Annotated in this window: 8 protein-coding genes and 1 riboswitch; of the genes, 1 reads left to right on the top strand and 7 read right to left on the bottom strand. The window is 47.7% G+C overall.

Annotated features, from left to right (window positions below):
• Window positions 1-171: 171 nt before the first annotated feature.
• Window positions 172-399: riboswitch (cobalamin riboswitch) on the bottom strand.
• Window positions 400-442: 43 nt separating this feature from the next.
• The 6 genes from GOB58_RS07625 to GOB58_RS07600 all read right to left on the bottom strand — a co-directional run bounded on the left by GOB58_RS07625 (window position 443) and on the right by GOB58_RS07600 (window position 9,707).
• Window positions 443-1,333, bottom strand: a complete 891-nt coding sequence (locus tag GOB58_RS07625; RefSeq protein WP_086553311.1) for a LysR family transcriptional regulator — start codon at window positions 1,331-1,333, stop codon at window positions 443-445.
• Window positions 1,334-1,416: 83 nt separating this feature from the next.
• Window positions 1,417-2,445 carry a methionine synthase gene (locus GOB58_RS07620; RefSeq protein ID WP_173559805.1) on the bottom strand — a complete coding sequence of 343 codons (1,029 nt, stop codon included), beginning with the start codon at window positions 2,443-2,445 and terminating at the stop codon, window positions 1,417-1,419.
• Window positions 2,446-2,473: 28 nt separating this feature from the next.
• Complete coding sequence (locus tag GOB58_RS07615) at window positions 2,474-3,457, bottom strand: DUF1852 domain-containing protein (RefSeq protein ID WP_173559804.1); 984 nt, start codon at window positions 3,455-3,457, stop codon at window positions 2,474-2,476.
• A gap of 322 nt (window positions 3,458-3,779) precedes the next feature.
• Window positions 3,780-5,249, bottom strand: a complete 1,470-nt coding sequence (locus GOB58_RS07610; protein WP_173559803.1) for an efflux transporter outer membrane subunit — start codon at window positions 5,247-5,249, stop codon at window positions 3,780-3,782.
• Between the two features lie 2 nt (window positions 5,250-5,251).
• The gene (locus GOB58_RS07605; RefSeq protein ID WP_173559802.1) at window positions 5,252-6,433 is read right to left on the bottom strand and encodes an efflux RND transporter periplasmic adaptor subunit; all 1,182 of its coding nucleotides are present in this window, start codon (window positions 6,431-6,433) and stop codon (window positions 5,252-5,254) included.
• Window positions 6,426-9,707, bottom strand: a complete 3,282-nt coding sequence (locus GOB58_RS07600) for an efflux RND transporter permease subunit (protein ID WP_242005264.1) — start codon at window positions 9,705-9,707, stop codon at window positions 6,426-6,428. The genes GOB58_RS07605 and GOB58_RS07600 overlap by 8 nt, the downstream gene beginning before the upstream one ends.
• 352 nt (window positions 9,708-10,059) lie before the next feature.
• Between GOB58_RS07600 and GOB58_RS07595 the strand changes: the two genes are divergently transcribed.
• Window positions 10,060-11,007, top strand: coding sequence for an AraC family transcriptional regulator (locus tag GOB58_RS07595; protein WP_233133226.1), 948 nt, complete (start codon window positions 10,060-10,062; stop codon window positions 11,005-11,007).
• Window positions 11,008-11,218: 211 nt separating this feature from the next.
• On the opposite strand, the gene GOB58_RS07590 is transcribed toward GOB58_RS07595, so the two are convergent.
• Entirely contained in the window at window positions 11,219-12,127 is a 909-nt protein-coding gene (locus GOB58_RS07590) for a hypothetical protein (protein WP_194299666.1), read from the bottom strand.
• Window positions 12,128-12,237 lie beyond the last annotated feature (110 nt).

The raw sequence follows: 12,237 nt of genomic DNA, 5'->3' as shown, positions 1-12,237 counted from the left end.
CGGGAAAAATGAAGAATGCTGTGCTCAAAAAAAGAAGTCTGCGCACCATAAAAACTACCTCGTGGTCCGAATGTTGCCACGAGACTAAGTTTATGCAGGAACTGACGCCCTTATCAGGCTGTGCCAGCGCATGCCACTCTGTGCTGACACTCCCCGATCAGCATTTCCCGTTTGCAACAATTCACGATGGCAGGTTTCCTGGCTTGTGGCGTCGCCGGCTGCATCTCCCTTCCCAGGCCAGGCCCAGTGGTCTGATCTTATGATCAGTATGCAGAAACATACCACTTACAGTTGCGGGGACAGCTCAGGCTTAAACAGCATATCATGCCATGATACCTGATTCCCTTTTACACTCTGCCTTGTATTTTAAAGGCAAAGACCATCAGTCAGATGATGTGCGCGCAGAACACAGGCCTGTCAACAATGCTGAAGGTAAAAAGGGCTAATGATGCGACGCAGCAAACCGGATAAAATCCTGCAGGTAAAAAATATCATCATCCGTATCACGACAGCCAAGGAAAATTTGCTTTGCGATACCCTTTTTCCCAAGCTTCACAGGAGAAAGTTCAAAGCGCTGCGCATATTCCTCAACCAGCCATCCCGGCAGAGCCGTAACACCCCTGCCATGAGCGACCATCACAAGCATAATATCTGTTGTTTCTATTTGCTTTTGCTGCCTTGGGCTAATACCCGCAGGTTGCAGAAACTGCGTATAAATATCCAGCCGCTCTGACGGTACGGGGTATGTTATCAGGGTTTCTCCCGCAAGCTGCTCTGGTGAGATAAACTTCTCACCACGCAAAGGGTGCTGAGGGCCAACAACCAGCACAAGTTCATAGTCAAAAACAGGAGTGAATTTCAGGCCGGGTTTGTAAAGCGGGTCAGGTGTGACAACAAGATCAATCTCATTACTGAACAATGCACCAATACCGCCAAACTGAAATTTCTGCCGCACATCAACATCAACCTTCGGCCATCTTTCCAGATAAGGAGAAACCACTTTTAAAAGCCATTGATAACAGGGGTGACACTCCATACCGATGCGTAATGTACCACGCTCACCATTGCCAAATTGTTCAAGCCGTTTTTCAGCCAGTTCAAATTGAGGCAACATGCGATTGGCCAGAGATAACAACCATTCTCCCGCCTGAGTGAGCACCAGTGACCGCCCCTCCCTGCGCCAGACCTTAACTCCGAGCTGATTTTCTATTTTACGAATAGCATGGCTTAGCGCGGGTTGCGTCAGGTTAAGACGCAGCCCGGCAGCAGTTAATGAGCCTTCACGCGCGACAGCCTGAATAACCTTCAGGTGACTACGCTCCAGAACATCCATGCTTCACCTTAAATCTATGCACAAAATTTATATAATTATATGATAATTATCATTTTTTATTATTTTAACAAGCTATATTCCTGTCAGCGGGTCAGCTCCTCCCGAACAATTGCTGCCCCGGCACTTAATGCTCTGAGCTTGCCGCTTGCTACATGCCGGGGCAAAGGTGCCATGCCACAGTTAGTAGACGGATAAAGCTTATCAGCCTCTGCAAACCGCAAAGCTTTACGCAAAACATCCGCAACCTTTTCGGGTGTCTCAATAGTATGAGTTGCGACATCAATAGCGCCTACCATGACCTTTTTACCACGAACAAGTTCGATCAGATCCATAGGAACGCGAGAGTTCTGACACTCCAGTGATATGATATCGAGGCTGGAGCTCTGCAGCTTTGGAAAAATCTCTTCATACTGACGCCATTCCGCGCCAAGGGCATTTTTCCAGTCAATATTCGCTTTAATACCATATCCATAGCAGATATGGACTGCTGTTTCACATTTCAGACCTTCAGCTGCTTTTTCTAAAGCCGCAATACCCCAGTCATTAACTTCCTCAAAAAAAACATTAAATGCAGGCTCGTCAAACTGAATGATATCGACACCGGCTGCCTCTAATTCCCGGGCTTCCTTGTTAAGAATTCCGGCAAACTCCCAGGCAAGTTTTTCACGACTTTTATAATAGCCGTCATAAAGCGTATCAATCATCGTCATCGGGCCAGGCAATGCCCACTTTATCGGCTTTTTTGTCAGTGTACGTAAAAAACGGGCATCTTCAACAAAAACAGGTTTTTCACGTGTAACCGCCCCCACAACTGATGGCACACTTGCATCATAGCGATTACGAATTTTGATGGTCTGACGATTTTCAAAATCAACACCACTCAGATGCTCAATGAAGGTGGTAACAAAATGCTGGCGGGTCTGTTCACCATCACTCACAATATCAATACCGGCGCGATCCTGATCATCAAGGGTCAGGCGCAGCGCATCCTGTTTCCCTTCTGTCAGCTCTTCTCCCTCTAACTTCCAGGGAGACCAGAGCGTTTCAGGTTCTGCAAGCCATGAGGGTTTGGGCAAACTGCCTGCTGTTGAGGTTGGAAGTAGTGTTTTCATGGGGCGTGACCTTGTATCTTATAAATGGTTAAACGGCGTAACTGGCAGACCACTGCTCCAGAATATCCTGATAAGGTTTAATAAATCGTTCTTCTGTAAACCTGCCCTGTGTGATAGCCAGCTGGCTGCGTTCTTCCCGGTCATAAACGATCCGGGTTATAGAATAATCCTGGTGTTTAAGGCTTGGCTGATAACAGTCAGATGCAGCAGAATTAGCATTATAAATTTCAGGACGATAAATTTTCTGAAATGATTCCATCGTGCTGATCGTGCTTATGAGCTCCAGCGTGGTATAGTCAGACAAAAGGTCACCAAAGAAATAAAATGCTAAAGGTGCAACACTCCTGGCTGGCATAAAATAGCGAACCTGCATGCCCATTTTTGCAAAATACTGATCGGTCAGCGATAAGTCGCGCTGCTGATACTCAACCCCTAACACAGGGTGCTCATTATCAGTTTTATGATATGTCCTGTTACCTGATACACTCAGGCATATGACAGGCGCTTTACTGAAATTTCTTTTATAAGAATCTGAACTGATGACCGTTTTAAAGAGATTTCCATGTAAATCTCCAAAATTATCAGGTTTAGAAAAATCCTTCCTGTCTTTATTATACTCAGGCAACAAAACACTAAAATCATAATCACGCACGTAAGATGAGAAATTATTCCCCACAATACCTTCAATACGCTTATTATTTATTTTATCAATAATAGTTGTTTTCAGAATTTCTATCAGAGGAAAAGTTTCTTTATTATTTTTAAAACTGATATCCATATCAAATGAAATGATCTCAAGTTCGACAGCATAACGATCCCGCTTCGGATTATCCCAGTGTGCCAGATCATTAAAACGATTATCAATCATCTTTAAAACATTACGCAGGTTTGCCTGGCGGCTTTCCCCTCTTGCAAGGTTAGCAAAATTTGTCGTCAGACGCGTATTCTCTGAAGGGAGATAATGCTCATCAAAACGAATACGTTTTATAGTGAATGTATCTTCCTTAATCATCGTATTACTGCATCCTGTTTTTATAAAAAAACCTGATTACGTTTATTGAAAATAAAAAAGTAAATATGCTTTCTTATTTTCATAAACGATAATTTTTCTATATGCGGTTCAAAGTCGTGACCGCCTTATGCACGATCAAATATATGAATAAAAATGATTTGTTTTCATATAAACATGAATGAAATTTATATATTATCAAAATATTGTTCAGAAAACATCATCCGTTAAATACCGCATACCTGATGCCGGGAAAATTTGTTCCGGCACCAGGGTTACACACCGGCACTCTGTTTCTGGTCTGTAAATATCAATGTCTAAGATATTATAAAATATGATTAATTACATTATCCTTACGATGCGGCAGAGTTCCCTGCCATCCTCCCCCCAGCGTTTTATACAGCGTGACGATATTAGACATTTGCTGCAAATGTGTTGTAATCGCGCCAAGCTGGGCATCATACAACGTACGCTGCGCCACAAGAGTATCCAGGTAAGGGTCATACCCGCCTTTAAACCGGGCCAGAGCCAGCTGATACTGGCGATCACTGGCCTGCACGAGTGCTACCTGGGCAGAAAGCTGCTTGAGATAAGTACTTCGTCCTGCCAGAGCATCAGCAACTTCGCGAAAAGCAGTCTGTATGGTTTTTTCATAGCGTGAGACTTCTTCTTTTTTGCGCGCTTTTGCCTGGTGCAGCTCAGCTGTAAGCCGTCCGGCATCAAACAAAGGCACTGTAACCTGCGGGGCAACATTCCAGGCACCCATGCCACTCTGAAACAGACGGGTAATATTATTACTGGCCGTACCGTTAGCTGCCGTAATCTGAATTTTAGGGAAAAATTCAGCACGTGCAGCCCCGATATCATCATTTGCTGAACGAAGAACCTGCTCAGCAGAGAGAATATCCGGGCGGCGTGCTATCATGTCTGAAGGCAAACCCTCCGGCACATCAGGAAAAGCCTGAACATCATCCAGAGAAGCCTTCTTCTCTAATGCCAGACGCGTTGCCTGATCAGGTGCCCCGCCTATAAGCAACGTAAGCTGATTCATCGCCTGTTCACGCTGACGCGTATAAATTTGCAAATGTGTCTCTGCGTCGCGCAAAGCCGCTTCAGCCTCAGCGACATCCAGCTGTGTGCCCGTACCAACACGCGCTGTCTGTTCAACCAGTCTGTACGTTTTCTGACGGTTTTCAATAACATGCTGTGTAATCAGCAAGGCCTGATTATTTGCAACCCAGTTAAGCATAGCCACCGAAACGCTGGCTATAACACTCAGGCGCATACTTTCACGCCCAAGAGCATCCGACAGATAGCGGTCGAACGATGCACGCGAGGCTGAACGTATACGCCCCCATAAATCAACCTCATAGGCTGATATGCCAAACCCTACGGCATACTGACGCATATAAAATGGTTCATTCCCCTGAGATAAACTCCAGATACGAGAATACATTTTCTGCACATTCGCACCGGCTGTGCCGTTCAGTGCCGGAAAAAGAGCTGCGTTTTCAATATCAAACTGTGCACTTGCAGCCTCAACCTGATGCTGTGCCACCTGCAGATCGCGGTTGTTGGTCAGTGCCGCAGAAATGAGGGACTGCAAAACCGGATCGCGATAGAAATTACGCCAGTTATCAAGATCAACTGCATCCTGTGCCACGGTTTCAGATGCCCCGTTACCAGGCCATTTTTTCTCAACCGGCGCAGCCGGACGATGATAGGTCGGGATCATTGTGCACCCGCCCATCAGCAACGCCAGGCCTGCAGATAATATTTTCAATGATGGTGCCATGCTCATGCTCCTTCTGGCGCATGAGCATCATGTGGTGCAATTTCCTGACCGTCTGCCAGAGCAGAAGCCGGATGTAAAACCAGACGGCTTCCCTCAGGCAACCCTGTCTGAATTTCAATTTTATCACCATAGTCACGCCCGACTGTGACAGGACGAATATGCAGATGATTCGTCATATCAACAGTAGCGACTGATAAACCTGTTGCATTATACATCAGAGATTCTGAAGGTATCAGAATAGTTGATGCCGGCCGGGGCACCTCAAAATGAACAGACCCGTAAACACCGGCTGCAAGCCTGCCATCACGGTTATCCAGTTCTGCTTCAACTGGCAGCATACGACTTTCGCGCTCAAGTGCATGGCCTGTGCGTGTAACGGAACCTGAAAAAGCTTCGCCCGGACGGCCCGGCACTGTCAGCCTGACTGGTGTTCCTGGCTGTATGCGACCCGCCTCTTCCTGCGGCACATGCACCCGCACACGCAGCCGGTCAGTTCTGTCCAGGACAAATAAAGGCGCAGACTGCGGGTTATCAGCACTGACCAGGTCACCCTTTTCAACATTACGGGCTGTAACCACACCATCAAACGGAGCCGTAATTATTGTATATGCACGCCGTTGCGCACTGACTGCCAGAGCCGCATCAGCTGCAGCCTGAGCGGCATTCTGCGCCTGCTGAGTAATACGATCAGCATCAAAATTCTGCTGGCTCACAGCTCCGCCGCCCACAAGCCCGCCCGAACGTCTGGCCGTAATACGGGCAAGGCTAAGATTAGCCCGTGCCTGCGCAAGAGCCGCCTGCGCACGGGCTTCCTCCCGGTCAAGCTCGGGCGCTCTGATAACCGCCAGAACATCGCCTGCTTTGACATGAGAACCAATATCTACATGACGCTCAGCAATATAACCTGAAGCTCTGGCGTTAATTGCTGCTGTTTCAACAGCAACTGTTTCACCGGGCAGGTCGAGAGAGACAGGCTTTGTCTCTCTGTGCACTGTCATGAAGCTCACTTCGGGAATCTGGTGCTCACGTGTTGCGGCCAGAGCCCGCACGGCACTCCCCCGCTCAGCATGGGCATAAATACCGTATCCAAGCAGGCACACAACACCAAGGCCAATAAAAGGAGCGACTGACCGGCGGGCAACATCTTTACGCGGGCCGGTTACAGGTAAAACAGGTTCAGACATGACTGTACTCCTCAAGAATGCGACTTTCCTGTTTTCTCAGGCGGGTATAAAGCCAGGGCACAATGAATAATGTGGCGCACGTACCAAGCATGAGCCCGCCAATAACAGCGCGACCAAGCGGAGCATTTTGCTCCCCTCCGTCCCCCAGCCCTAACGACATCGGCAGCATGCCAATAATCATGGCCAGTGAGGTCATCAGAATAGGGCGCAGGCGTGCCTGCCCTGCGGCAATAGCGGCTTCAGCAGCACTCATGCCTTCAGCGCGCCGTTCTTTAGCAAATGTTACGAGCAGGATTGAGTTTGCACTCGCAACACCCACACTCATAATTGCCCCCATCAAAGACGGAACAGAGAATGTTGTACCTGTGACAAACAGCATAAAAACAATACCGCACATTGCGCCAGGCAGGCCGAGCACCACGACAAAGGGGTCCATAAAGGACTGAAAATTCACAACCATCAGCAGGTAAACCGCAACAGCTGCCACTAGTAGCCCTATGCCAAGCCTGACAAAAGCTGAACGCATGCTTTCAATCTGCCCCTGCACGGTGATGCTGTTACCCGCAGAAAGTTCACCGCGATGACGGGCAATAACCCGATCGATATCACGGGCAATGCTGCCCAGGTCACGCCCTTCAGCACTCGCATCAATATCGAGAACAGGCTGAATATTGCTATGTGAAATAACATTCTGCCCTGTTCCGCGCTGAATTGTTGCAACATTGCTCAGCAATGCCGGGTTTTTCTGCACAGCAGAAGATGACGCCACCACAGTATTGCGCAAATCACCCAGGTTATTCACCCGATATTGCGGGGTCTGCACTGCAAGCGGATACTGAATACCAGAGGCAGGATCGACCCAGAAATTGGGAGTAACCGTGTTAGACGATGCCAGAGAAACCATCACATTTCGGGCGACATCATTAAGAGTTAACCCAAGGTCAAGTGCACGTTCGCGGTCAATTGCCACAGCCAGTTCGGGTGCTGCAATCTGCTGATGCAGATGTACATCGACCAGACCAGGGATATGAGAAATCTCCTGACGGATTTCCTGCATAACCTTTCGGTTATTAGTGACATCGTAACCAGAAATACGAATATCAACCTGAGCTGGTATGCCAAAATTGAGAATCTGGGTCACAATATCTGCCGGCTGGAAATAGAACACACAATGTGGAAAACGACGGGCCAGTTCGGTGCGCAGTTTACGGATGTAATCAGCTGTCGGGCGGTGTCCCTCCTTCAGCTCAACCATAATCTGCCCGTCATTTGTACCAACGGTTGTACCATCATCAAAAGGCATGGAATAACGGAAAGGCATGCCCATATTATCAAGCAAAAGCGCACGCTCTTTTTCAGGTACGATGTCACGAATAACATCTTCAACCTGGTCAAATAATTTTTCGGTACTTTCTATACGCGTTCCTTCAGGTGCCCGGACGTGAAGTTTAAATTCACCGGCATCAATACTCGGGAAAAAATCCTGACCGACCTGCGTTGCAAGAATGCCAGTAACCAGAAGAACAGTACCTGCCAGAGCTGGCACTTTCCAGCCACTGCTGATCAGTCTGTGCAGGGTGTACACATAGCTGTCACGCACACGGTCAAAATAACGGTCAAAAACCATACCAAAACGTGCAATGCGGTCTGGTGGCAGCCCTGCATCACGACGGCGTTCTGCCTGGCGTTCTTCTGCGCGTAGCAGAGTGGCTGCAAAAATAGGCACCAGTGTCCGGCTGATCGCATAAGATGCCAGCATGGCATATACCACTGCCAGTGCCATTGGCGTGAAGAGAAAGCGGGCTGGCCCCACAAGAAACTCAACGGAGACAAACACGCTTGAAATTGCCAGGGTAGAAACCAGTGTTGGCAGAGCAATTTCTGAAGCACCATCCAGCACAGCCCGTTTAAGCTCTGTTCCCTCATGACGGATACGGTGGATATTTTCAATAGTCACTGTTGCATCATCAACCAGAATACCAACAGCCAGAGCCAGGCCGCCAAGGGTCATCAGGTTCAGGGTCTGCCCGGTCCAGGACAGCACAGCGATAGAAGATAAAATCGCCAGCGGGATAGAGACAGCAACGATAAGTGTTGAGCGCCAGCTCGCAAGAAATGCCAGAATCATAGCCGCAGTCAGAAGGCCTGCAATCACGGCTTCAGACGCCACACCAGTAATGGCAGCCTTAACAAAAAGAGACTGATCAAACAGTTCTTCAATTTTCATACCTGCAGGTGCTGCAGCCCGCGTAACCGGCAGCACTTCATTACGAATGGCATTAACAACATTCAGAGTTGAAGCATTACCGGCTTTCATAATGGACAGCAGAACAGAGCGGCGCCCTTCACGACGCACAATATTTTGCTGTACAGCTGTACCATCCCGCACCTGGGCAACATCACGTATACGCACAATAGCGCCCGTTTTCGGGTCATGCTTTAATGGTACATTATTCAGGCGCGCTGCCACATCAGGCATACCATTCATACGCACGTCATACTGGGTTGAACCGAATTTTACGGCACCACCTGGCAGCGTCAGATTCTGAACATTAATGGCATTAGAGACATCAAGAGGAGTCAGGCCTGCTCCGGCGAGCTTTGTTTCATCAATATCCACCATAACCTGACGAATTTTGCCGCCGTAGGGCGGAGGCAACATAGTGCCAGGAACAGGTGCTAACTGCTGACGAATGCGGTAAATGCCGTAATCATACAAATCACTCTCTGTCAGCTTATCTGAAGACAGAGAAAGCTGAAGAACAGGCACACTCGAGGCGCTGTACTGCATGATAATAGGCGGCTGAATACCTGGCGGCAAAAGCGCACGAATGGAGTTTGTTGCAGATACTGTTTGCGCAACAGCAAGGTCAACATTAACCCCAGGCTGGAAATACAGTTTTTGCAATACAAGACCAGGCGTTGTCTGGCTTTCGATTGTACGCAGGTTATTAACAAAAAAACTTTCAGAAAACTCTGTATAAGTGCTGATACGTTTTTCTGTCTCGGCGGCATCCAGGCCGTCATAGTACCAGACAACGGTTACAACCGGGATATCGATACTGGGAAAGACATCGGTCGGTGTTTTAAAGAGGGCCGTAATACCCAGCAGCAGGATAATAAGCCCTGCGACCAGGAATGTGTAAGGCCGTCGGAGTGAAAAGGCGACGATCCCCATTAACTGTCTCTGTTCTGATGGCTTTGGGGCGCAGACATACACCCCGCTTGTCAGGAGCCCCACAGCACCCGGACAAATCGGCAAGCTTTTCGCCATGAATAAGATACCGCGCCGTGATTACGTCTTACTGCTGCCTGAAAGAGTTTTTCAGCAGAGAAGAGTAGATCAGCACGTAAGGATTGGGAGGATTATGCAACTTTTCTTTTGAAATTCGATAGAGTAATGCACGCAGATAATTGCACGATTCTGCTTTTCATTTATCTGACTGCTTATAGAGCCATGCCTTACATATAAAAAAATGGCTGAAATTCACTATATATCTCAACCTCACACACTAAGAAGACAATAAAAAATGCACAATTCAGCCATATCCTTGCACAATCCTGCCATATACCCTTAATTCTCCTTTTGCACGGATCAGGCATGACTATAAAGATGAGAGAAGCTCATGGACGAACATCATAAGGATAATTTTATGCAGGATATTCTGTTACGGCTGCGTGATATGATAGACCGTCACTGTGTTGAGCCTCTGACACGGACAGTCGTGCCTGACCTGATTTTGTTTCGTGCTGATGCACCGACCATACCTGCTGATGTCGTATATGAACCGCGTTTTTGCGTTATTGTGCAGGGTGCCAAACAGGTCGTTCTGTGTGATAAGGTTTTTCATTATGATGCCAGTAAATATCTCGTCACAGCCGTTGACCTGCCTGTAACAGGGCAAATCACACAGGCCTCACCTGATGAGCCTTACCTGTCTTTATGTCTAACACTTAACCCTGCGCATATTGCTGATCTTTTACTTGAAATGCAGGATACCTTCCCCGGTAACGGATCCTCCTGCCCTTCCTGCATGACAGTCAGTGCACTGAGCTGCGAAATACTTGACCCGGTGATGCGGCTTGTCAGGCTCATTGAGCACCCTGAAGACATTCCTATTCTGCGGCCTGCTATCTTACGTGAACTGCTATACCGTTTATTACAGGGCCCACAGGGCTACGTACTACGCCAGATTGCAACAGCGGGCACAAACCTTTCACAACTTAACCGGGCAATCAGCTGGATCCGCAACCACTATACTGAATCGTTTGATATTGCATCAGTCGCTAAAATGGCGGGAATGAGCCCCTCATCGTTTCACAGGCATTTTCGTGCAGCAACGATGATGAGCCCCTTACAATACCGTACAAAACTTCGCCTTCAGGAGGCGCGCAGACTGCTTTTAAGCACTTCAGCTGATGCCGCAGCCACAGGATTTTCAGTAGGCTATGACAGCCCCTCTCAGTTTAGCCGTGAATACCGCCGTATGTTTGGTGTACCACCAGTACAGGACGCACAACGTATACGCTCTGCCAGCGTAACTGCTGAGGGACCATTCTCCATGGCAGGATAAGGCCTGACATACCGCCATATATGAGAAAAATAATAAGGCGGGGCAACAATATTACCCTCTCACAGGAAGAACATATCAGACATCATGGGTGATTAGCTTAACGGCAAACATAATTATAGCTGCCGGCTGAACAGACGGTTATCCACCGCCTGTATTCAGCCCCTGCTTTTCTCTTCTTGTATTTTACCGGCCTGAAATAATTTAAACCACTTCAAAACATTGAATTAATAGCAAACTGCGGCGTGATCTGAATAGATTTATTGTGACCGGCAAAGTAAAAAGAAGACCCGACAATAATCCCCCACCGTGGGTTCCAGTTATACTCCATCGCCGGGGCAATCTGCCAGTCACCTGAAGCCTTACCAATCGTGTGAATATACTGGCCATCTGCATTATGCCCGCGCAGTCGGGTACCATTAGCCCAGTCACGCGCCAGGTCCATTGCCACAACCCAGCTCTGATTGATACCATATTCAAGAGAAAACCCAGTCTGACCACTCATTCCTGGTTGTCCCTTCCCCCTAAAGCCCATAGCAGTACCGTAACTGGTAACATCCTGCAGCTGTGCTGAGGTCACTGCCCGCCTGAACCAGTTCCACATACGCAGACGCAACTGATGGTACCCTGGTAAAGTATAAGTAGACTGCTCTGTCAGAGCAAAGCGGAAGACATAAGCACCAGTACCTATTCCATCCTGAGTGTCGCCGAGCTTTTTATAATCTCCCGTAGGGAAAATCATACCGACAAAGACATTCAGGGCCGGAATATAACGTTTAGGGTCAGGACGTAAAATGCGATAAATAAGATCAAGCGGCATATCACCAGCTTTAGGACCATGAGAGTGCCCGTCATTATGTTTCCAGCCATACTGAACAACCGTATGAAACTGGATACTAAAGTCAGGTGTGATTCCATACTTTATAAGTGTGGAGTTAGCAAAACTACGCTGATAAGGATGTTTTTCCGGACCTGAACGGTTATGCGCATCAAAAGCACCAACTGGCTGACTATATGAAAAATAAGGCTCGATATTAAGAATACCCGACGTCGTTGTACCTGAAGGAGAAACCAGAGAACCTGTGTACCACTGGTCAGCATAGGCAGGAGGCTCATAAGCCAAAAAAAACGTACAACAGCCAGCTATAAATCCCCTCTTTATTGTTTGTCCCACGAACTTTTTTCCTTTTGTATAACCTTCTTAAGATATCTTCTGTTTTTTAAATATCTAAG

Origin of the sequence: Acetobacter thailandicus, from assembly GCF_011516655.1 — a bacterium.
Taxonomy (GTDB): domain Bacteria; phylum Pseudomonadota; class Alphaproteobacteria; order Acetobacterales; family Acetobacteraceae; genus Acetobacter; species Acetobacter thailandicus.
The sequence above is the reverse complement of the archived record's forward strand: the minus strand, read 5'-3'. Positions and strand labels throughout refer to the sequence as shown.

Coding starts and splice junctions, on each gene's coding strand:
- GOB58_RS07625 (WP_086553311.1), bottom strand. CDS start 1,333: ATGGATGTTCTGGAGCGTAGTCACCTGAAGGTTATTCAGGCTGTCGCG.
- GOB58_RS07620 (WP_173559805.1), bottom strand. CDS start 2,445: ATGAAAACACTACTTCCAACCTCAACAGCAGGCAGTTTGCCCAAACCC.
- GOB58_RS07615 (WP_173559804.1), bottom strand. CDS start 3,457: ATGATTAAGGAAGATACATTCACTATAAAACGTATTCGTTTTGATGAG.
- GOB58_RS07610 (WP_173559803.1), bottom strand. CDS start 5,249: ATGGCACCATCATTGAAAATATTATCTGCAGGCCTGGCGTTGCTGATG.
- GOB58_RS07605 (WP_173559802.1), bottom strand. CDS start 6,433: ATGTCTGAACCTGTTTTACCTGTAACCGGCCCGCGTAAAGATGTTGCC.
- GOB58_RS07600 (WP_242005264.1), bottom strand. CDS start 9,707: ATGGCGAAAAGCTTGCCGATTTGTCCGGGTGCTGTGGGGCTCCTGACA.
- GOB58_RS07595 (WP_233133226.1), top strand. CDS start 10,060: ATGGACGAACATCATAAGGATAATTTTATGCAGGATATTCTGTTACGG.